The sequence below is a fragment of the Candidatus Competibacter phosphatis genome, from assembly GCF_012939995.1.
Lineage (GTDB): Bacteria > Pseudomonadota > Gammaproteobacteria > Competibacterales > Competibacteraceae > Competibacter > Competibacter phosphatis.
Genome location: NZ_SPMZ01000008.1, coordinates 11257 through 32842 on the forward strand (window position 1 = coordinate 11257; position 21586 = coordinate 32842).

Here is a 21586-nt window from a genome sequence, read left to right on the forward strand (position 1 = left end):
GGACAACCTCAATGACGGGAGATCTTTATTATCCTTCGATGGCGCCGGTGTCAAGGCATGGTCGGAACGATCCAATAACCCTACAATGCAACGTTTGGAAACGACTTTAAACCCCCATTGGATTACACGCCCAGGGAGCCGTAACACCGTGAAATTTCGCATGCTGCTGAGTCTGGTTTTGTTGGCCGGCGTCTGGTTATGCCCGGTGACGGGTTTCAGCGCGCCCAATGTGCCCGCGTCCACCCAGGCTACGACGCCACCCCCCAAACGTTTCAATTTCGCCGATGTCCGCCGCCGTGCCGAGGTACTGGCGACCCAACCGTTTCAAACGCAGAACAACACGCTGCCCGATTTTCTCAAGCATCTGGATTACGACCAGTACCGCGACATCCGCTTCAGGGCGGAAAAGAGTCTGTGGCGCGACCAGGCACTGCCGTTCGAGATCCAATTTGCGCCGCTGGGGTTCTTGTTCTTCCAGCGGGTCGTGATCAACGTGGTCGACGAAGGCGAAAGCCGGCCTTTGGAGTATGCCAGCGATCTGTTCGATTACGGCAAGAACAAGGTACCGGAGGATTTGCCCAAGGATTTGGGGTTCGCCGGCTTCAAGGTGATGTATCCGCTGCATACCGACAGCCATTACGACGAGGTTGCGGTGTTTCTGGGCGCCAGCTATTTCCGCGCCGTCGGCCAGAATCAGAACTACGGTCTCTCGGCGCGCGGCCTGGCCGTCGACACCGGCCTGTCCAAGCCCGAGGAGTTTCCCTATTTCCGCGAGTTCTGGCTGGAGAAACCCGATAAGGACGCCACCGAGTTGACCGTGTACGCGTTGCTGGACAGCCAGAGCCTGACCGGCGCCTACCGCTTCGTCATCAAGCCGGGCGTCAACACCCAGATCGACGTCAAGGCCAACCTCTTTGTCCGCGAGGGTGTGCAGAAGCTCGGGGTGGCGCCGCTGACCAGCATGTTTTACCACGGTGCCTTGAACGAGCGATTCTTCGACGATTTCCGCCCGCAGGTGCACGATTCCGACGGTTTGCTGATGGCCACCGGCGGCGGCGAATGGATTTGGCGGCCGCTCAACAATCCGGCCCGGCTGCGCATCAGTGCCTTCCAGGACAACAACCCGCGCGGTTTCGGTTTGTTGCAGCGCGACCGCGATTTCGACGATTACCAGGATCTGGAGGCGCATTACCACACTCGGCCCAGTATTTGGGTCGAACCGGAGGGCGACTGGGGCAAAGGCTCGGTCCAGTTGATCGAAATTCCCAGCACCGCCGAGCGCTACGACAACATTGCCGCGTTTTGGAACCCGATGAAACCGGTCGAAGCCGGCCAGCAACTGGAGTTCAATTACCGTTTGTATTTCTTCCTTGACATGCCGAATCTGTCTCCGGGCGGTCATGCGTTGACCAGCCGGGTGGGTGCTGGCGGCGCCGGCGATCTGGATTCCTCGCGGCGACGGTTCGTGATCGATTTCGGCGGCGAGGCCCTGAGCAAACTGCCGGAAAATGCCCCGGTGAAGGCGACGATCAGCGCGTCCGCCGGCCAGGTTCAGAATGTCGTGGCCCAGAAAAACACCTATACCCAAGGTTGGCGCGTGTCCTTCGAACTGCTGCCGCAGGGGAACGATTCGGCCGAACTGCGCTGTTTCCTGAAGCTCGGTGACGACGTGTTGACCGAAACCTGGAGCTACCAATGGACCGCGCCCAAGTGAACGCGGCGATGCCATATTTGGCGCCGGCGTCGGCGGCACCGTCTCACGGGATGTTGCTCGGTCGCTTGGGCGCCTACTGGCGGGCGCTGGGGGTGAGCGATCCCGATCAGATCGCGGCGCTGAGCGAACAGGCGCTGCGCCGCGGCCTGCCCGATCGACCCGACTCCCCGGATCCGCTGACGGGCGCGTTGGCGGCGGCGCGGGAACTGCTGGACGATTGGCTGGCGCGGACACTCGACCTGCCCCGGCAACCACAGGCCCTGGCGGCGGCACGAGCGGCATTGCTGGGCGGCGCGGTACCGGATTGGCCGGCGGTGTTGTTCGCGCCACCCGACGCCGCGCGGGACGTCAGCGATGCCCTGCGCGCGGCGGTGGCCGAGCCCGCTCCGGCGCCCGCTCCCGGCGCCATGCCGGCCCAGCGGATCGAATTGTTCTCGCTGCTGGACCCGCTGCGTCACTGGCGGCGGGGCGTTTCCTCTCCTGCCGAAAAGACGCCTTCATGACCGCATCCGTTCGACCGTCGGCGAAGGGGTATACCCTCCGGCGATGGGTATTCTTTCTGTTGACGAACCTGACCACGCTGATCGCCCTGGGACTGCTGGTCAGCGTGTTCCAGAGCAACGGTTTCAGTCCGATGGAGCTGCTGCTGTTGCTGCTGTACACGATTCTGATCGGCTGGATCTGCATGTCGTTCTGGACGGCGCTCATGGGATTTTTCACGATTCTGTTCGGCCGCGACCGCTGGGCGATTTCCCGCCAGCCGGCCGCGCCGCCCGACCCGGCCGTGCCACCGCCGCGCACCGCGATCCTGATGCCGATCTACAACGAGGATTCGGAGCGGGTGTTTGCCGGCCTGCGCGCCATCCATCGCTCGCTGGCGGAAACCGGCCGCTTGGCGGACTTCGATTTCTTCATCCTCAGCGACACCCGCGATCCCGACGTGTGGGTCGAGGAGGAACTGCGCTGGCAGGATATGGTGCGGGCGCTGGACGGCAAGGGACGGATTTTCTACCGCAACCGGCCGGAGAACACCGACCGCAAGAGCGGTAACCTGGAGGATTTCTGCACCCGCTGGGGCGGTTGGTACCGCTACATGATCGTGCTGGACGCCGACAGCATCATGAAGGGCTCCACGCTGACGGACATGGTGCGGCTGATGGAGTGCCATCCGAAAGTGGCGCTGATCCAAACGCCGCCGGTGCCGGTCAACCGCGAGTCGCTGTTTGCCCGCATCCTGCAGTTCGCCGGCAGCATCTACGGACGGATGTTCACCGCCGGGCTGAACTACTGGCAGCTCGGCGAAAGCAATTATTGGGGCCACAACGCCATCATCCGGGTACGGCCGTTCCTGGAGCACTGCGGCTTGCCGAAGCTGCCGGGCCGGGAGCCGTTCGGCGGCGCGATCCTCAGTCACGACTTTGTCGAGGCGGCGTTGTTGCGGCGGGCCGGCTGGGAGGTTTGGCTGGCCTACGATCTCGAAGGCAGCTACGAGGAAATCCCGCCGACCCTGATCGACTACGCTAAACGCGATCGCCGTTGGTGTCAGGGTAACCTGCAACATTTGCGGCTGGCGCTGGCCCACGGTTTCAACGCCCTGAGCCGCTTGCATTTCTCGATGGGCGTCATGTCGTATCTGGCCTCGCCGCTGTGGCTGCTGTTTCTGATCGCCACCGGGGTGGAGGCGCTCATCCAGACCCGTCAGGAGACGATCTATTTTTTTTGGTGAGAACTGGATACCGGTGTGGCCAGTATCGTTCGCGGTGGAAATGACCACCGTGCTGCTGGTCACCCTGACCATGCTGTTCCTGCCTAAGTTATTGGCCCTGCTGCTGCTCTTGAAAGACAGCCGGCTGCGTCACGGTTATGGTGGGATGTTCGCGGCGACCCTGAGCGTGGTGCTGGAAACGGTGTTTTCGGTGCTGACGGCGCCGGTATTGATGTTGTTCCAGACCAAGTTCGTGCTGGCGATCTTGTTGCGCCGCGCTGTCGGCTGGCCGACCCAACAGCGTGGCGATCACATGACCAGCTTTAAGGAAGCGGCGCTGGCGCACGGCGGGCATACCCTGACTGGCGTGGTCGTCGGCGTGCTGAGTTATCAATACGTGCCAGCGTTTTTCTGGTGGTTCACGCCGGTGTTGCTGGGTTTGCTGCTGTCGATTCCGGTTTCGATGCTGTCCAGCAGCATCGCCCTGGGCCGTAAGTCGCGCGAACTGGGCCTGTTCCTGACGCCGGAGGAGACCGACCCGCCGTCGGTGCTGCGCTACCTGGACGAGAATCTGCGAGAGGACGATCCGGTGCTGCCGGTGTTGTGGGATCGGCCGAGCAGCCGCTTCGTCCAGGCGCTGACCGATCCCTACGTCAACGCGCTGCATCTGTCGCTGCTGCCGGAAAGCGAGCCGCCCGGCAAGCGTCGTCGGCATTACCTGGAAGGTTTGATCCATCAGTTGGAGGAGGAGGGACCCGATAGCCTGAGCGCGGCGCAGAAGCGCGAGCTGATTGCGGACTCGGATACCCTGCTGCGGCTGCACGCGCTGTTCTGGAGCCGGCCGCCGGCCAGCGCCGGGATGCTGCCGTAGCGGAGTGGTACTGGCGAGCTTGGAGGCGCGCGGTTACAATCCAAGGCCCGGAGAGGTGGCAGAGTGGTCGATTGCGGCGGTCTTGAAAACCGTTGATCCGCAAGGATCCGAGGGTTCGAATCCCTCCCTCTCCGCCAGATTGCAATCCAGCCGCGCTGCATTCTCCCCGGCTCGCGGGCGGCAAGCGCGGGGTCGCCCGTCCTGCCCAGCCACCCGAGTACATCCATGAAAACCGTTCTCGCCATCCGTCATGTGGCCTTCGAGGATCTCGATGCCTTCACCCCGGTACTGGCCGAGCGCGGCTATGCCGTGCGCTATCTGGAGGCCGGTTACGACGATCTGACCGCGCTGGACCCGTCGGCCGACGATCTGCTGGTGATCCTGGGCGGTCCCATCGGGGTCTACGAAGACGACGCCTATCCCTTTATCCACGATGAACTGCGCGTGCTGCGGGCGCGGTTGGAGGCCGGCCGGCCGACGCTCGGTCTCTGTCTGGGTTGCCAGATGATCGCTCGGGCGCTGGGGGCGCGAGTTTATCCGGGTGGTCGGAAGGAGATCGGCTGGAAACCGCTGACGCTGACCGAAGGCGGTCGGAACGGCCCGTTGGCGCCGTTCGCCGACGGCGTGCCGGTACTGCACTGGCATGGCGACACCTTCGATTTGCCTGAGGGCGCCGAACGACTGGCTTCAACCGACCTGTATCCCAATCAGGCGTTTGCGTGGGGCGAACATGCGCTGGCGCTGCAATTCCATGTCGAGGCCACTGCCCAGGGGTTGGAACGCTGGTTCATTGGCCATGCCTGCGAGATTGGGCAGACGCCAGGCCTGAGCGTGTCGACCCTGCGAACCGAGACCGCTCGGTACGCCACCGAGACTGCGGCGCGGGGTCGGCAATGTTTCGCCGCCTGGCTGGATCGGGTCGACCTGTGAGCGGTCCGCGCCGCTGAGCAACCGTCGGTCGCGAGCGGAGATCATGAGCCGCTATTACACCGCCGACCGGCGGGATTTGGTGGATTTTCTCCGTCCTTACGGCCAGCTCGGCATGGTGTTGGACATCGGTTGCGCTGGTGGCCGCCTGGGTCGGCAACTGTTGCAAACCGGTCTGGCCGAGCGTTGCGATGGGATCGAGCCTAACGCGGAGGCGGCGAGCCAGGCGGCGGACCCGCTGCACCGAATTTGGGTGGCCGACCTGGAGGCGGTAACGGGGCAAGTGCCCTGGACCGATTACGATCTTCTGATCATGGCCGATGTGTTGGAACATCTGATCGATCCCTGGCGGGTGTTGGCGGAATTGCACCGCCGCGTCCGACCGGGTGCACGGTTGCTGCTGAGCGTGCCCAACGTGCGCCACAAAAGCGTGGTGTTGCCCCTGCTGTTTCAGGGCCGGTTCGATTACGCCGACGCCGGCATCCTGGATCGCACCCATCTGCATTTTTTCACCCGCTCCAGCTTGCTGGATGCGGTTGGCCGGGCCGGTTGGCGGATGGTGGCCATTGCGCCCTACATCAAGCCCAAATACCGCCGCTGGTGGTTTCCGCACCGCTTGCTCGGCGAGTTTCTGGCGGTGCAGTATTTTCTGCTGGTGGAAAAATGAGTCTGCCGCTGGTCAGCGTGGCGGTGCCCGCCTACAACCATGCCGCTTTTCTCGATGCCTGTTTGGAGTCGGTGCGGAATCAGAGCTATCCCCGGCTGGAACTGGTGGTGGTGGACGATGGCTCCACCGACGCCACCCTGACGGTGGCCGAGCGCTTCGCTGCGGCGCATGCCGAGCGCTTCGAACACCTGAGTGTGATTCATCAGGCCAATCAAGGGGTAAGCGCCGCTTCCAATCGCGCCATCGCGGCCTGTCGCGGTGAGTGGGTGCATTTGCTGGGTTCTGACGATCTCCTGTATCCGAATAAGATCCAGAGCCAGCAGCAGGCCATCGACGCCTGGGACGACCCTCGCTTGGCTTTGGTCTATGCCGATGTGAACTTTATCGACGCGGCGGGGCGGATATTGTCCTCCGCGACTCGGAACCGTCGGTCGCCCGGTCCCGATCACCGCGCCTACCTGTGGCTGCTACGCTATAACGACATCGCCAATCCGACGGTAGCCTTGCGCCGGGAGGCGTTTCTGGCCATCGGAGGGTTCGATGAATCCTTGCCCTTGGAGGATCTGGATTGCTGGCTGCGCTTGTCCGCGCGGCATGCCGTGGCGCGGGTGGCCGGTCTGTTGGCGGCGTATCGGCGACACGACGGCAACGCCAGCCGTCGCCAATTGATGATGTTCGAAGCGAACTGGGATACGCTGGCCAAGTTCGCCGAGCAGCATGGCGACTTGATCCCGCCGGCGCTTTGGCGGGCCTGCCTCCGTCGCCGGTTGCGCAGCTTTCTGCGCTGGGCGCGCAAACACGCGCCCGCCTTGGTGCCGACGATTCTCGGCGATGCCTTGCGCAGTCTGATTCATACCCCGGAACCCGCCGTCTGGCGCCGCTACGCCGCGCGTTGCCGCGCGCTGCAAGCCTGATATTTCCCTATCCACAGTATGCTTCTTCGAAAAAACCGTCTTTAATTAAAATGTTATACTTGGAGCGATCACTGGTTTGAACGGGACCGCTCCCAACGGCCAAACCTGGAATCCCGACCATTGCGAGAATCCTGCCCTTGGGGGATGGTTCCCGCCACTACCAACTAAAACTCGATAAGGAGTGACCGGTGGAACGCGAAAGTATGGAATATGATGTGGTCATCGTCGGTGCCGGCCCCGCCGGTCTGTCGGCGGCCATTCGCCTGAAACAACTGGCGGCGGAACAGGATCAGGAAGTGAACGTCTGCGTGCTGGAAAAAGGCTCCGAAGTCGGCGCCCACATCCTGTCCGGCGCGGTGGTAGAGCCACGAGCCTTGGATGAACTGATCCCGGACTGGAAAGAACGAGGAGCGCCGCTGAGTACGCCGGCCACGGATGACCGTTTCCTATTCCTGACTCGCGAGACTTCGTACCGGTTGCTGACGCCGCCGCAGATGAACAATCACGGCAACTACATCATCAGCCTGGGCAATCTGTGTCGCTGGCTGGCCACCCAGGCCGAGGAACTGGGCGTGGAGATCTACCCCGGTTTCGCCGCCGCCGAAGTGCTTTACGACGATAAGGGCGCGGTGGTGGGTGTCGCCACCGGTGACATGGGTGTCAACCGGGAAGGCCAGCCGACCGAACAGTTCGCGCCGGGCATGGAGCTGCGCGCCCGCTACACGCTCTTTGCCGAGGGCTGCCGCGGCTCGCTGACCAAAACCCTGTTCGACCGGTTCAACTTGCGTGACGGCGTGGACCCGCAAACCTACGGCATCGGTATCAAGGAACTGTGGGAAGTCGATCCGGCCAAGCATCAACCGGGCAAGATCGTCCACACCGTCGGCTGGCCGCTGGATACCAGCACTTACGGTGGTTCCTTCCTGTATCACATGGAGGACAACCAGGTGGCGGTGGGCTTCGTGATCGGCCTGGGTTACGCCAACCCGCACCTGTCGCCGTTCGACGAGTTCCAGCGGTTCAAGACCCATCCCGATATCCGCCCGACTTTCGAGGGTGGCCGGCGCATCGCCTACGGTGCGCGCGCCATCTCCGCCGGCGGTATTCAGTCCATCCCCAAGCTGATCTTCCCCGGTGGCGCGTTGATCGGCGATACCGCCGGTTTCCTCAACATGCCCAAGATCAAGGGCACCCACACCGCGATGAAATCGGGAACCGTGGCGGCGGAAGCGGTGTTTGCAGCGGTCGCGGCCGGTCGCGGCGCGGACGAGGTGGCGGAGTATCCCGAGCAGCTCCGCCAGAGCTGGCTGTGGGAGGAGCTCTATCAGGTCCGCAACGTCAAGCCGTCGTTCAGTTGGGGGTTGTGGGCGGCGATCGCTTATTCGGCGCTCGATACCTACCTGTTCCGAGGCAAGGCGCCGTGGACCTTCCACCACAAGCCGGACCACGCTAAGCTGAAGAAAGCCAGCGAATGTCCGAAGATCGAATATCCCAAGCCGGACGGTGTGATCAGCTTCGATAAGCTGTCCTCGGTGTTCATCTCCAACACCAACCACGAGGAAGACCAGCCCTGCCATTTGACCCTGAAGGACCCGACGGTACCGATTCGGATCAATTTGCCTTTATACGATGCCCCCGAGCAGCGTTACTGCCCGGCGGGGGTGTACGAAATCGTCCGTGACGGCGACGACGGCAATCCACGCTTGCAGATCAATGCCCAGAACTGCGTGCATTGCAAAACCTGCGACATCAAGGATCCCACGCAGAACATCAACTGGGTGACACCGGAAGGCGGCGGCGGGCCGAATTATCCGAATATGTAGCCTTGGCGGAAAAACCGGGAGATTTCTCGCGCCGTAATGCCGTATTGGGCTATCCGAGACTTCGGAGCCGCTCCTCATCAATGAAATACCACAAAAAAGAGCTTCGCTTACGCGAAGGCTTTTTTGTGTGGATCCGCCCCGTAAGGCGGAAAAACACCGCTTAGGCCGACTCTGTGGCGGTTTCGCCTTCCGGCTCGTTGTCGTCGTCGGGTGCCGCAACAGTGATTCGCATGCCGTAAAAACTGCGGAATACGAACACCAGGTTGAGGACCAGGAACAGTGCCGCCAGATTCAGGGCGAGAATCTGTTGACCTTGCGCGGCGAGACCGACCGCCATCTCGACCGCCAACAGACCGAACAAAGTGGTGAACTTGATGATCGGATTCATGGCCACCGATGAAGTGTCCTTGAACGGATCGCCGACGGTATCGCCCACCACGGCGGCGTCATGCAGCTCCGTACCTTTGGCGTGTAGTTCGGTTTCCACGATCTTCTTGGCGTTGTCCCATGCACCGCCGGCGTTGGCCATGAACACCGCCTGGTACAGGCCGATGATGGCCAGCGAGATCAAATAGCCGATGAAGAAAAACGGCTCGATGAAAGCGCAGGCCAGGGTGCCGAAGAACACGGCCAGGAAGATATTGAACATGCCCTTCTGCGCGTAGATCGTGCAAATCTCGACTACCTTCTTGCTGTCCTTGGCGGAAGCCTTGGTCACGCCGTCGAGCTTCATATGCCCCTTGATGAATTCCACTGCGCGATAGGCACCCGTGGATACGGCCTGAGTGGACGCGCCGGAGAACCAGAAGATCGTGGCGCCACCGGAAACCAGACCGAGCAGGAACGGCGGGTAGAGCAGCGAGAGCTTGTCGAGATTTTCGGTCAGACCGCCGGTCAGCAACATCACGATCGAGAACACCATGGTGGCGGCGCCGACCACGGCCGTGCCGATCAACACTGGTTTGGCGGTGGCTTTGAAGGTGTTGCCGGCGCCGTCGTTCTCTTCCAGCAAATCCTTGGCGACCTCGAAGTTGGGATTGAAACCGAAATCGCGTTGCACTTCGGCCTCGATGTCGGGCCACTGCTCGATGGTGGACAGTTCGTACACCGATTGCGCGTTGTCGGTCACCGGGCCGTAGCTATCCACCGCGATGGTCACCGGACCCATGCCGAGGAAGCCGAAGGCCACCAGGCCGAAGGAGAACACGGCGGCCATGATGGTGGCCTTGGCCGGATCGGGGTTGATGACAGCGGCCAGATCGTACTGCGCCACGATGTTGGCGCCAGCCATCAGGCCGACAATGACCACGCCGATCCAGAAGGCGGAGAAGTTGCCGGCGGTCAGTCCAGCGAGGATGTTCAGGCTGGCGCCGCCCTCACGCGAAGCGGTCACCACCTCGCGGACATGAGCTGAGTTGGTCGACGTGAAGATCTTGACCACTTCCGGAATGATGGCGCCGGCCAGCGTACCGAAGGTGATGATCAACGATAACTGCCACCACAGATTGCCGTAGACCGTGCCGCCGATCTCGATGCCGCCGATCAGCAGGTACGACACCGCAAAAGTGAGGAGCAACGACACGGCGGAGGTGATCCACACCAGCGAGGTCAGCGGCGCCTCGAAGTCGAAGCGGGTTTGCTCGCCGTAGCGGCGCTTGGCGAACGTTTCGTTGCCTAGGTAGGAGGCGCCGGAGGCGACCACCATCATCACCCGCATCACGAAAATCCACACCAGCAGTTGCACCTGCACGGCGGCTTCCGGCACCGCCAGCATGATGAAGCTGACCAGCGCCACGCCGGTGACGCCATAGGTTTCGAAGCCGTCGGCGGTCGGGCCAACCGAATCGCCAGCATTGTCGCCAGTGCAGTCGGCGATCACCCCTGGATTGCGGGCATCGTCTTCCTTGATCTTGAAGACGATCTTCATCAGGTCGGAGCCGATGTCGGCGATCTTGGTGAAGATGCCGCCGGCAATGCGCAGGGCGGCGGCGCCCAGCGATTCGCCGATGGCGAAGCCGATGAAGCATTTGCCGGCCAGGGTCGGCGGCACGAACAGCAGGATCGCCAGCATGATCAGCAGTTCGGTGGAGATGAGCAACATCCCGATGGAGATGCCGGATTGCAGCGGAATGGCGTAAACCGGATAGGCTTGGCCCCGCAGCGCGGCAAAGGCGGTGCGGCTGTTGGCCAGCGTGTTGATGCGGATACCGAACCAGGCCACGCCCAGCGAGCCGGCGATGCCGATCAACGAGAAGGCCAGGATCAGCAGCACCTCCGCCACGTTCATTTGTTGGACCCAACCGAAGTAGGCAACGATGATGACCGCGACGAACGCCTCCAGGATCAGCAGGAACTTGCCCTGCGTGAACATGTAGGTCTTGCAGGTCTCGTAAATCAGCTCGCTGACCTCGGCCATCGAGCGGTGGACCGGCAAGCGGCGAATCCGAGCCTGGATGATCGCGCCGAACACCAGACCGCCAATGCAGACGAGCAGGCCCCAAGCGAGCAAGGTCCAGCCCGAGACGCCGCCGACAAAGCTAGCCAGTGCCGTGTCGCTGAGATTGGGCAGCGCCAAATTGGCCTCACTGACATGATGGGCCGTTTCGGCGAAAGCGGGAGATGCACTCATGCCGAGCGCGAGTAGCAGCAGCAACAGCAGCGGACGCGCCGCGCCCTGACGCCCTGCGAGTGCGAAGACTGAACTTGCTAGTGTCATACAATTATTCCTTCAATGGCGACCTGAGCAGTGAACATGTCAAGGGCGGACATGATCCGCCGCCGTCCGCGAACGTACGGCACCCCTTCGCTAGCAACCGCCGTGCCTGAAGGAAGGTAAATATAATTTACTATAAAATTAAAGAGTTATTAAAATTGAAATAATAGTCTGTAGCAGACGATACCGCGCGATGGTAGCGATTGTCGGTAATGGCACAAGCCAATGTTAAGTGGAGAGGAGTTCACATGAGGCCGTCGGTATCCGCCGCCGGAGCGGGGACCTACGCGCTACTGTTGCGCATCGACGTCACCGAGGAGATCGCGATCGGCCGACGCCATCGATTGCGGATGGCGCCTGGTTGGGCGGTGTACGTCGGCAGCGCCTTCGGGCCGGGCGGCGCGGCGGCGCGGCTGGCCCATCACCGCCGGCCGGCGGTTCGCCCGCATTGGCACATCGACTATCTGAGAAGTCGCGCCGTCTTGCGGGCGGTCTGGATCAGCCACGATCCGATCCATCGCGAATGTCTATGGGCGACGGTGCTGCGAGAGGATTTGGGCGGCGTGCCGCCGCCGTTTCGTTTCGGTGCCTCCGACTGCCGCTGTGCCGCCCATCTCCATCGGTTCCCGGATCGACCGGTGCTGACCGCTTTCGTTGCCGCGTTGCGCGTCCGTTGCCCCGTTCATGCGGCGGTGTTGGAACAGGCGGAGTAGGGGCGAAGGCGGTGGAGATTCATTCCATCTTCATCTTCTGCCCGTCGCCATGGCTGTGCTCGTGCGCGGGCGGTGCGGTCGAAGGTTGCATGGCTTCGCGCTTGCGGATCGGAACCTGTACTTGCAGCGCCCCGGCTTTTTCGAACTCCAGGGTCAGCGGGACGCTTTGGCCAGCGTGCAGCGGCTGCTTCAGATCGATCAGCATGATGTGAATGCCGCCGGGTTCCAGCACGGTGGTCGTACCGCCCGGTACTTCGAGCACCTCGACCTTGCGCATCCGCATCACGCCGCCGTCCATGGTCGTCGTATGCAGTTCGACATGACCGACTCCTTCGGCCTTGGCGCCGAGCAGGCGATCGGCTTCACCGCCGTTGACGATACTCAGGTAGGCGGCGCCGGTGTGGGCGGCTGGCGGCGTTTCGGCCGCCCAGGGCTGCTCGATACGCAGAGGATTGCCATCGGCCGCGAACGCCGCGGCGGCGAACGCCAGCAGCATGCCGAATAGAATGGCTCGCATGGGTTTGCTCCTTATAGTGATTCAATGGAGCCCATAGTTTATGCCTCGCCACGCGATACCGCGCCCCCGCTGCGCTATAGTTGCGCCGAAACCGTTTTCCGAGGAGCTGCCATGACTCTGCCCGATCCCAATCCCAACGTCGCCCTGGCGCTGGCCGAGGATGTCGGTAGCGGCGATTTGACCGCCGCGCTGATTCCGGAGCACGCCCAAGCCGAGGCCACCGTCGTCAGCCGCGAGGTCGCGATTCTGTGCGGCACCACTTGGTTCGACGCCGTGTTCCGCCAGCTCGATCCGGGTATCGCCATCGACTGGCGGGCGGCCGACGGCGACCGCGTCGAATCCGAACAATTGCTCTGCACCCTGCGCGGCCCGGCCCGCCCGTTGCTGACCGGCGAGCGCACTGCGTTGAATTTCCTGCAACTGCTGTCCGGCACCGCCACTCTGGCCCACCGCTACGCCGATGCCGTGAGCGGTACCAAGGCGGTCATTCTCGATACCCGCAAAACCTTGCCGGGCCTGCGGCTGGCGCAAAAATACGCCGTGCGCTGCGGCGGTTGCCGCAATCATCGCATTGGCTTGTTCGATGCCGTGTTGATCAAGGAAAATCACATCATGGCGGCCGGCTCGATCGGTAACGCCATTGCCACCGCTCGTCGCCTGCACCCCGGCGTCACTGTCGAGGTGGAAGTGGAGAATCGGGCCGAACTGGAGGAAGCGCTCGCCGCCCGGCCCGATATCGTCATGCTCGACAATTTCGATCCGGCGGCCATGGCCGAGGCGGTGCGGATCGTCGACGGCAGAGTCAAGCTGGAAGCTTCCGGCAACGTCAATTTCGATACCGTGCGCGGAATCGCCGAGACTGGGGTCGATTACATTTCCATTGGCGGCCTGACCAAGGATGTGCGGGCGATCGATCTGTCCATGCGGTTCCGTACCTGGTGAAACGCGAATGGCATGTCGATGTCATGCGAAGTTCACCAACTCAAAGTACGCTGTGTTTGAATCACGAAAACTACAACCAAATGAGGAGAAGCACCCCATGCACGCCGATTTTGCCCTGAGCACCCGCCAAGGGAGCCGTGGCCATCCGGTGGCCGATTATCGGGCCGTCGATTTCCTTCGCCAGGAAATCGCCTTTTTCGAGGCGCGTTTGCACGAAATGGGCGATGCCGGCGATTGTGCCTACGAACGTGCGCTCAGCCGCGCCTATGAGACGCTGCTGCGCGAACGCCGCGGCCAACTCACCCAACTGCAAGCCTGAACCCCCGCCCAATGCGGCGATCCGTGGGCACGCGGTCGCCGGGAATGGTCTATCATGCGCGGTCATTATCCTTGAAACCGATTGCCGACCGTCGAGTCGGCGAGGATGCGCCGTCGCATGAAACGATTGTTCCACGCCATCATGCTGGCCGCTGGGCTGGCGTTCGGTCTCTCAACCTCTGCTAGCGGCGAATTGCCCGTCGCGCCCTTTCAGGCCCATTACGAAGTGTACGGCCAGGGACTCTCGCTGGGCGAAGCGGTCATGAGTCTGGCCGCGGACGGTTCGGGCGGTTACCAGATGAGTTCCGATGTCCGCCCCAACGGGTTGGTGGCGCTGCTAGCGTCGGCCAGTGTCAGCGAGCGGGCCAGCGGGGAAATCCGCGATGGCCGGATTCAGCCGACCCGCTATGAACGGCAGATGGAAACCAGTAAGAAATCCGGTGACGTGCAACTGCGTTTCGACTGGTCAGCCGGCCGGGTCGAAGCGCGCAGTGGTACGCGACAAGTCACCCTGCCGCTGTCGCCCGGCGTGGTGGATCCCCTGAGCCTCAACATGGTGGTGATGCGGGATTTGCAGCGCGACCGTCTGCCCAAACAGTACACGCTGGTGGACGAGACCGCACTCCGGACCTTCCAGATCCGCAACGAGGGCGAGGAGGTGCTGGATACTTCACTTGGCCGGCTCCGCACATTCCGCGTTAGCCACTCCAAGCCCGGTAACACTCGGATCACCACCTTTTGGTTCGCCCCCGAATTGCGCTACCTGCCGGTGCGGATTGCCCAGCACAAGAAAGGCAAGGAAGTGATGCGCATGGAGATTCGGACGGTCGAGCGCCAGCCCTGAAGCCGAGTGCGCCCCGCGCCGGAACCGCCCCATACGCGGGAAATATTTTTCCGCCTAACCGCCTGCCGCTCAGGAGGCCAGCCGCATGAACTCCAGCGAAAACTGCATCTTCTGCAAAATCATCCGGGGCGCCGTCCCGGCCATCAAGGTCTGTGAGGACGAATACACCTTGACCTTCATGGACATCAATCCGGCCGGTCCGGGCCATGCGCTGGTGATCTCCAAGGCGCACGCCGCCAACCTGCTGGAGATCGCCGAACCGGACCTGCTGGCTGTGACCAGGACCACCCAGCGCGTCGCCCGCGCCGTGCAAAAAGCGCTGGTGCCTGACGGGCTGCGCATCGGCCAGTTCAATGGCGCCGCCGCTGGTCAGACCGTGCTCCATTACCACGTCCACATCGTGCCGATGCGGGAAGGGCAGCGCACCGGCGCCCACGGCCGCGCGCCTGGCGATCCCGAGGAACTCAAGGTGCTGGCGGCCCGGATTCGGGAGGCACTGGAAGATTAAGCGCATAACCCCGCACTGTGTCCGTGTCCGGCAGTCTAAAATTAGCGTTGGGTGGCGCGGCGATCGACGGAGATTGTGGAATGCGCGGGTTGCGGGTGGTGGTGATGCTGGCATGGCTGGTGGCATGGGCGGGAGGCGCGCTGGCCACGACAGCAGCGGCGCCCGGTTCGGCGCTGCTGCTGGAGGTCCAAGGCGTCATCGGTCCGGCCAGCCGCGATTTCATCCTGCGGGGTTTTGACCAAGCGCGCGAACGTGGCGCGGCGGCGATCATTCTCAAGCTAGACACGCCCGGTGGCCTGGACAGCTCCATGCGTGACATCATCCAGGCGATCCTGGCTTCGCCGGTGCCAATTATCGGCTACGTTGCTCCGGAAGGTGCCCGTACCGCCAGCGCCGGTACCTACATTCTCTATGCCTGCCACATCGCCGCCATGGCGCCCGCCACCAACCTGGGTGCCGCTACCCCGGTGCAACTCGGCGGCCTGCCGCTACCACCGGCACGACCGACCGACCGGGATCGCGCTCGCGAGCCCGACACCGACAAGCCCGTCGACAAGCCCGCCGACAAGTCCGCCGACAAACCCACTCCAGCCGGTTCCGACATGGAGCGCAAGTTGGTCAACGATGCTCGCGCCTACATTCGTTCGCTGGCCCAGTTACGGGGTCGCAACGTCGAATGGGCCGAACAAGCAGTGACCGAGGCGGCCAGCCTCAGTGCCCAAGATGCCCTCCAAAAAGGCGTGATCGATCTGATCGCCGTCAACGTTTCCGACCTGCTGCAGCAAGCCGATGGCCGATCGGTGGAGATTGCCGGCGCCAAGCGAGCGCTGTCCACCCGCAATCTGACCGTCGAGACCCTCACGCCTGATTGGCGGAACCAACTGTTGGCGGTGGTGGCCCACCCGATGGTGGCTTACGTGCTGCTGTTGATCGGGGTCTATGGCATTTTCTTCGAGCTGGCCAATCCCGGCACGGCGCTGCCCGGCGTGCTGGGTGGCATTTGCCTGCTGCTGGCGCTGTTCGCGTTTCAGGTGCTGCCGGTCAACCATGCTGGTCTGGCGTTGCTGTTGCTTGGCCTGGCCTTCATGATCGCCGAGGCGTTCGTGCCCAGTTTCGGCGCGCTGGGGTTGGGTGGGATCGTTGCCTTCGTCGCCGGCTCGCTGCTGCTGTGGGATGAAACCGGTCCTGGTTACGAAATTCCCATCGGTCTGATCGTCGGCTTCGCCTTGGCCAGCGCGGTGGTGCTGATCGGTTTGGCGACGTTGTTTACCCGGCAGCGGCGTCGGCCGGCGGTCAGTGGGGTGGAAACCTTGCTGGGCGCGGTGGGCACGGTAATGGCGGACGACGACCGGGCGTGGATTCGCGGCGAATCCTGGCGCGTCCGCGCCGACCGGCCGTTGCGGCAAGGCGACCAAGTCCGGGTCGCCGGCCGCGAAGGATTGCTGCTGTTGGTGCAAGCGCTGGATTCCGACAAAGGAGAACCGTCATGATTTTCAATCCGATTCTTATCGCGCTGCTGGTGCTGCTGGTGCTGGTTGCCGCCTCGATCAAGGTGCTGTACGAATACGAACGCGGCGTGGTGTTTTTCCTGGGGCGCTTTCAGGCGGTCAAGGGGCCGGGACTCATCATCGTGGTACCGGTCATCCAGCAGATGCGGCGGGTGGACCTGCGCACCATCGTCATGGACGTGCCCAGCCAGGACGTGATTTCCCGCGACAACGTTTCGGTCAAGGTCAACGCGGTGATCTACTTTCGGGTAATCGACCCCGAGCGGGCCATCATCCAGGTCGAGGATTACTACGCCGCCACCGGCCAACTGGCACAGACCACGCTGCGCTCGGTGCTCGGTCAGCACGAACTGGACGAGATGCTGGCCGAACGGGAAAAACTGAACCGGGACATTCAAAATATTTTGGACGCCGAGACCGACATCTGGGGCATCAAGGTGTCCAATGTCGAACTCAAGCATGTGGATATCGACGAAAGCATGATCCGGGCCATCGCCCGCCAGGCCGAGGCCGAACGCGAGCGGCGAGCCAAGATCATCAACGCCGAGGGCGAGTTCCAGGCCGCCGAACGGATTCGCCAAGCCGCCGCGATCATCGCCTCCCAGCCGCAGGCCCTGCAATTGCGCTACCTGCAAACGCTCAACGACATCGGCATTCAGAACAACACCACCGTGGTGTTTCCGGTGCCGATGGATCTGCTCAGGCCCCTGCTGGATGCGGAGCGGCAGTCGATGGGAAACGCCGACAACCGTTGAGCAGCCGGTCCGTCGATCCGGCGCGCGGTGCGTCGGACCGCGTTTGAGGGATCGGCCGGGCAGTCGGTGGGGCGGGCGTCGCCGCTCGAAATCAGCAGTCAGCGCCACGTTTCGCCATCCATGGCGAGGCCGTAAAAATGTAGCGGTTCCGTGCAAGATTTATGATAAAAATATTACGCAATTCGTCTCCCCTAGGTACAGTTCATTCCCTTCAGTAATGACGCTCCCATTTACATTCAGATTAAGCATATGACCATCGATATCAAATCTCACGCCAAGGTTGGCGTTTACGTAGACGCCGCTAATATTTCACGCAACGGCGGGCAACGCATGCAATACGACATCCTTCGCGAATTCGCCTGCCGCGATCACGCCGAACCACTGCGCCTGAACGTTTACCTGTCCTACGACGAGGAACGGGCCGAAACCAATACGGTCTATCGTGACAAGGCCCGCGCCTATCAATCCGCCCTACGCGAACTGGGGTACAAGGTCATCGAAAAGCGGGTCAAATGGTTTCAGGACGAGGCCGGCAACCGTTACGGCAAGGCCAACGCCGATCTCGACATGGCCGTGGACGTGCTGTTGCAATCGGAAAATCTGGACCGGGTGCTGCTGGCGACCGGCGACGGCGATTTCGTGCAGGTGGTCCGCGCCCTGCAGAACAAGGGCTGCCGGGTCGAGGTGTTGGCCTTCGACAACGTGTCGGAGGAGCTGCGCCGAGAAGCGGATATGTACGTATCCGGCTATCTGGTGCCGGGGTTGCTGCCGACTCGCGGCGACGATTACGCCGCGCCCATGTGGGGGGCGATGGGTTCGCGGGTTCGCGGTTACTGCTATCATCACGACGACAACAAAAGTTTTGGCTTCATGCGATTTCTGGTCAAGTTGTCGCAGTATTTATGGAAAACCGATTCCCGCGACCCGGATTCCCCCTACCGGACGGCGTTTTTTCATGACTCCAGCCTGCCGGAAGGTTTCAACGTCATGAAGTTGCCGTCCCGTAACCACCTGTTCGAGTTCACCCTGGCCGAACCGAACGGCAAGCAACCGGTCGCCACCGACATTATTCTGGTCCATCCCATCTCGTCCTGATGAGTAAAACGAGGCGTTCGAGGGCCGTTTTCGTCGAGAAATAGCATGCACAACATTCGCACTCTGAAATTTCTGATCCTGCTGCCGTTGGTTCTGTCGCTGGGTTCTCCGGGGGCGTTCGCCAAACCGACCGCTCCTGCTGGAGCTATCGCCACCGTCGGCGACCTGATGCCAGCGGCCCGGCATGCCTCGTTGGATCGGACCATCGCCGAGCTGCTGTCCCAGCACCATTATCGGCAGAGCAGCCTGGACAACCGACTGTCCGCGCTCATCCTGACCACATATCTCGATGACCTCGACTTCAACCGTTCCTATTTCCTGGCCAGCGACATTGCCGGCTTCGAGCGCTATCGCGATACCCTGGACGATGCCCTGAAGAAAGGCGACCTGCACCCGGCCTACGACATTTTCAACGTCTATCTGCACCGGCTGGCGGAGCGGACCGCCCGCATCCAGTCCCTGCTGGAGCAGGGGTTTCGTTTCGATGTGGACGAATCCCTGAACGTGGATCGCAAGGACGCGCCCTGGGCCGCCAGCCCGGCCGATCTGGATGAAATCTGGCGCAAGCGACTGAAGCACGAGATGCTGACCCTGATCCTGTCCGGCAAGGATCAGGCCGCCGCCCGTGAACTGCTGAGCAAGCGCTACGACAACCGCTTGCGCCAAGCGCAACAATCCAGCAGCGACGACGTGTTCCAGTTGTACATGAACGCGGTCGCGCAGGCGTTCGACCCGCACACCGCCTACTTCTCGCCACGCAACACCGAGAATTTCAATATCCAGATGCGGTTGTCGCTAGAAGGCATCGGCTGCGTGCTGCGGATGGAGGACGAGCAGGTGACGGTGGTCGAGCTGGTGACCGGCGGTCCGGCCGATCTCAGCCAGCAGATCAAGGCGGCCGATAAAATCGTCGGCGTGGCGCAGGGTGAGGACGGCCCCTGGGTGGATGTGGTCGGCTGGCGCTTGGACGATGTGGTCGAGCGCATCCGCGGCCAGCGCGGCACGGTGGTGCGCCTGAAGGTGCTACCCGGCAAAGCCGGCGTGACCGCGGCCGAGAAGACCGTGCGCCTGGTCCGCGACACCATCAAACTGGAGAAACAGGCCGCCAAGAGCGAGGTCAAGACGATACGGGGTTCCGATGGCCGCGAACTGCGGATCGGCATCATCACCGTGCCGGCGTTCTACAGCGATTTCGAAGCCGCCCGGCGTGGAGTCGAGGATTACCGCAGCACCACTCGCGACGTCCGGCGGTTGCTGAAGGATCTGGATGGCAAGATCGACGGACTGGTGCTGGATCTACGCGAAAACGGCGGTGGTTCCCTGCAGGAAGCGGTGGACCTGACCGGTCTGTTCATCGGCGACGGGCCGGTGGTGCAGGTCAGAAACGCCAGCGGTCGGGTCGAAGTCGAGGAGGACAGCGAAGGCAGCCGGTTGTACGGCGGGCCGCTGGCGGTGTTGGTGGATCACGCCAGCGCTTCGGCCTCGGAAATCTTCGCCGGCGCCATTCAGGACTACGGCCGCGGCATCGTCATCGGCGATCCGACCTTCGGCAAGGGTACGGTGCAGACCTTGGTCGATCTGAACCGGCTGACCCGGGCCAAGGATCCGCAAGGTCAGTTGAAGCTGACCATCGCCAAGTTCTATCGCGTCAACGGCAGCAGCACCCAACATCGTGGAGTCCGGCCGGATATCGCCATTCCCTCGGTGGTGGACAGCGAGGAAATCGGCGAGAGCGCCCAAAAGAACGCGTTGCCCTGGGACGAGATTGCCGCCACCCGCTACCGGGCTGACCGGAATCTGGCGGCGCTGGTGCCGGAGCTGACGCGGCGGCATCAGGAGCGCGCCACCAGCGACCCGGATTATCAGGCGTTTCTGCGCGACCTCGATTTCACCAAGGAACAGCAGGACAGAACCACCGTCTCCTTGCAGGAGAAACAGCGTCGGGCCGAGCACGAGCGCATCGAGAACTGGCAACGCGATCGGGAAAACCGCTACCGCGCCGCCAAGAACTTGCCGCCGCTCAAGGCGGACGACGAGATCCCGGCCGGCAAGGACAGCGCGATTCCGGATGCGGCCCTGGACGAAAGCGCGCGCATCGTCGCCGATCTGGTCGTGCTGGCCAGCGCGCCGAACGCACAGAGCGCCGTGGTCATGGGCCGCTAGCGTCCATGCCGTCGGTGACGTTGTCGCTTGAGCAGGTACTGGCCGAACGGTTGGTGTCCGCGCTGGAACGGTTGGAGCAAGGCTTGCCGGCGTCGGCGTCGGCACCGGACTGGAATTCCGACCGGGCATTCCGCTGGCGGCGACTCGGCTCGCACGGCTGCCTGCGCCCGGTCCGGCATCCTCACCGCCTGCGGCTGGCCGACTTGCAGCGGATCGACCGGCAAAAGACGGCCTTGGATCTGAACGTGCGGCAATTTTTGGCCGGAAAACCCTGCAACAACGTGCTGCTGTGGGGCGCGCGCGGTACCGGTAAATCGTCGCTGATCAAGGCTCTGCTCAACGAATACGCCGAGCGCGGCCTGCGCCTGATCGAAGTGGACAAGCAGGATCTCATCGACCTGCCCAACATCGTCGATCCCCTGTTCGAGCGGCCGGAGCGGTTCCTGCTGTACTGCGACGATCTGTCATTTGAAGCCGACGACCCCAGCTACAAGGCACTCAAGGCGATGCTGGACGGTTCGATCAGTGCCGCGCCCGACAACGTACTGCTCTGCGCCACCTCTAACCGTCGCCACCTGCTGCCCGAATACCGGCGGGAAAACGAGGACGCCCGCATCGTCGACGGCGAGTTGCACCACAGTGAGGCGGTGGAGGAAAAAATCTCGCTGTCGGAGCGGTTCGGGCTCTGGCTGTCGTTTCATCCGTTCAGTCAGGATGATTATCTGGCCATCGTCGGTCACTGGCTGGAGCAGTTGGGATGGTCGGCGGGGCTGGACGAGACCGCCCGCCGGCAGGCGTTGCAATGGGCGTTGCAGCGCGGCTCGCGCAGTGGCCGGGTGGCTTGGCAGTTCGCCCGCGACTGGGTCGGCCGGCACGGCCTCTGAGCCGT

General features: G+C 62.7%; 20 protein-coding genes and 1 tRNA gene. 19 read left to right on the forward strand and 2 right to left on the reverse strand.

Translation table 11 applies throughout. The features are described 5' to 3' along the window. Positions 1–148: 148 nt before the first annotated feature. The 9 genes from E4P82_RS02165 (at position 149) to E4P82_RS02200 (ending at position 8621) form a co-directional block, all read left to right on the forward strand. On the forward strand, positions 149–1714 hold the full coding sequence (locus E4P82_RS02165; protein WP_312913883.1) for an OpgD/OpgG family glucan biosynthesis protein: 1566 nt from the start codon (positions 149–151) through the stop codon (positions 1712–1714). Continuing rightward, on the forward strand, positions 1696–2217 hold the full coding sequence (locus tag E4P82_RS02170; protein ID WP_169247362.1) for a hypothetical protein: 522 nt from the start codon (positions 1696–1698) through the stop codon (positions 2215–2217). The genes E4P82_RS02165 and E4P82_RS02170 overlap by 19 nt, the downstream gene beginning before the upstream one ends. Then, positions 2214–3440: a glucans biosynthesis glucosyltransferase MdoH gene (gene mdoH / locus E4P82_RS23035; protein ID WP_312913886.1), complete on the forward strand. Its 1227-nt coding sequence runs from the start codon at positions 2214–2216 to the stop codon at positions 3438–3440. The genes E4P82_RS02170 and mdoH overlap by 4 nt, the downstream gene beginning before the upstream one ends. A gap of 13 nt (positions 3441–3453) precedes the next feature. Beyond that, on the forward strand, positions 3454–4290 hold the full coding sequence (locus E4P82_RS23040; RefSeq protein WP_312913888.1) for a hypothetical protein: 837 nt from the start codon (positions 3454–3456) through the stop codon (positions 4288–4290). Between the two features lie 49 nt (positions 4291–4339). After that, a tRNA-Ser gene (locus E4P82_RS02180) sits at positions 4340–4427 on the forward strand. An 88-nt stretch (positions 4428–4515) separates the two neighbouring features. Beyond that, positions 4516–5220 carry a glutamine amidotransferase gene (locus tag E4P82_RS02185; RefSeq protein ID WP_169247363.1) on the forward strand — a complete coding sequence of 235 codons (705 nt, stop codon included), beginning with the start codon at positions 4516–4518 and terminating at the stop codon, positions 5218–5220. Between the two features lie 43 nt (positions 5221–5263). Continuing rightward, positions 5264–5884 (forward strand): class I SAM-dependent methyltransferase, encoded by a 621-nt coding sequence (locus tag E4P82_RS02190; protein WP_169247364.1) that lies wholly within the window; start codon positions 5264–5266, stop codon positions 5882–5884. Continuing rightward, positions 5881–6798, forward strand: a complete 918-nt coding sequence (locus E4P82_RS02195) for a glycosyltransferase (RefSeq protein WP_169247365.1) — start codon at positions 5881–5883, stop codon at positions 6796–6798. Before E4P82_RS02190 ends, E4P82_RS02195 begins: the two co-directional genes overlap by 4 nt. A gap of 188 nt (positions 6799–6986) precedes the next feature. Continuing rightward, positions 6987–8621: an electron transfer flavoprotein-ubiquinone oxidoreductase gene (locus E4P82_RS02200; RefSeq protein WP_169247366.1), complete on the forward strand. Its 1635-nt coding sequence runs from the start codon at positions 6987–6989 to the stop codon at positions 8619–8621. A gap of 160 nt (positions 8622–8781) precedes the next feature. Here the strand turns inward: E4P82_RS02200 and E4P82_RS02205 are convergent, their stop codons facing one another. Continuing rightward, the gene (locus E4P82_RS02205) at positions 8782–11250 is read right to left on the reverse strand and encodes a sodium-translocating pyrophosphatase (RefSeq protein WP_169247427.1); all 2469 of its coding nucleotides are present in this window, start codon (positions 11248–11250) and stop codon (positions 8782–8784) included. Between the two features lie 332 nt (positions 11251–11582). Between E4P82_RS02205 and E4P82_RS02210 the strand changes: the two genes are divergently transcribed. Beyond that, positions 11583–12047 carry a GIY-YIG nuclease family protein gene (locus E4P82_RS02210; RefSeq protein WP_169247367.1) on the forward strand — a complete coding sequence of 155 codons (465 nt, stop codon included), beginning with the start codon at positions 11583–11585 and terminating at the stop codon, positions 12045–12047. Positions 12048–12066: 19 nt separating this feature from the next. Here E4P82_RS02210 and E4P82_RS02215 read toward each other — a convergent pair whose 3' ends face one another. Further along, the gene (locus tag E4P82_RS02215; RefSeq protein ID WP_169247368.1) at positions 12067–12564 is read right to left on the reverse strand and encodes a copper chaperone PCu(A)C; all 498 of its coding nucleotides are present in this window, start codon (positions 12562–12564) and stop codon (positions 12067–12069) included. A 111-nt stretch (positions 12565–12675) separates the two neighbouring features. Between E4P82_RS02215 and nadC the strand changes: the two genes are divergently transcribed. From nadC to E4P82_RS02260, 9 genes are all read left to right on the forward strand, one after another. Then, complete coding sequence (gene nadC, locus E4P82_RS02220) at positions 12676–13506, forward strand: carboxylating nicotinate-nucleotide diphosphorylase (RefSeq protein ID WP_169247369.1); 831 nt, start codon at positions 12676–12678, stop codon at positions 13504–13506. Between the two features lie 97 nt (positions 13507–13603). Continuing rightward, positions 13604–13825 carry a hypothetical protein gene (locus tag E4P82_RS02225; protein ID WP_169247370.1) on the forward strand — a complete coding sequence of 74 codons (222 nt, stop codon included), beginning with the start codon at positions 13604–13606 and terminating at the stop codon, positions 13823–13825. 117 nt (positions 13826–13942) lie between these two features. Continuing rightward, positions 13943–14668: a DUF3108 domain-containing protein gene (locus E4P82_RS02230; protein WP_169247371.1), complete on the forward strand. Its 726-nt coding sequence runs from the start codon at positions 13943–13945 to the stop codon at positions 14666–14668. Between the two features lie 85 nt (positions 14669–14753). After that, positions 14754–15176, forward strand: a complete 423-nt coding sequence (locus E4P82_RS02235) for an HIT family protein (protein ID WP_169247372.1) — start codon at positions 14754–14756, stop codon at positions 15174–15176. 80 nt (positions 15177–15256) lie between these two features. Further along, positions 15257–16666: an NfeD family protein gene (locus E4P82_RS02240; RefSeq protein WP_169247373.1), complete on the forward strand. Its 1410-nt coding sequence runs from the start codon at positions 15257–15259 to the stop codon at positions 16664–16666. Continuing rightward, positions 16663–17439: a slipin family protein gene (locus E4P82_RS02245; protein WP_169247374.1), complete on the forward strand. Its 777-nt coding sequence runs from the start codon at positions 16663–16665 to the stop codon at positions 17437–17439. The genes E4P82_RS02240 and E4P82_RS02245 overlap by 4 nt, the downstream gene beginning before the upstream one ends. Before the next feature lie 249 nt (positions 17440–17688). Then, complete coding sequence (locus E4P82_RS02250) at positions 17689–18534, forward strand: LabA-like NYN domain-containing protein (protein WP_169247375.1); 846 nt, start codon at positions 17689–17691, stop codon at positions 18532–18534. A gap of 45 nt (positions 18535–18579) precedes the next feature. Then, on the forward strand, positions 18580–20697 hold the full coding sequence (locus E4P82_RS02255; protein ID WP_169247376.1) for a carboxy terminal-processing peptidase: 2118 nt from the start codon (positions 18580–18582) through the stop codon (positions 20695–20697). A 5-nt stretch (positions 20698–20702) separates the two neighbouring features. Next, positions 20703–21581, forward strand: a complete 879-nt coding sequence (locus E4P82_RS02260) for an ATP-binding protein (RefSeq protein ID WP_169247377.1) — start codon at positions 20703–20705, stop codon at positions 21579–21581. Positions 21582–21586 lie beyond the last annotated feature (5 nt).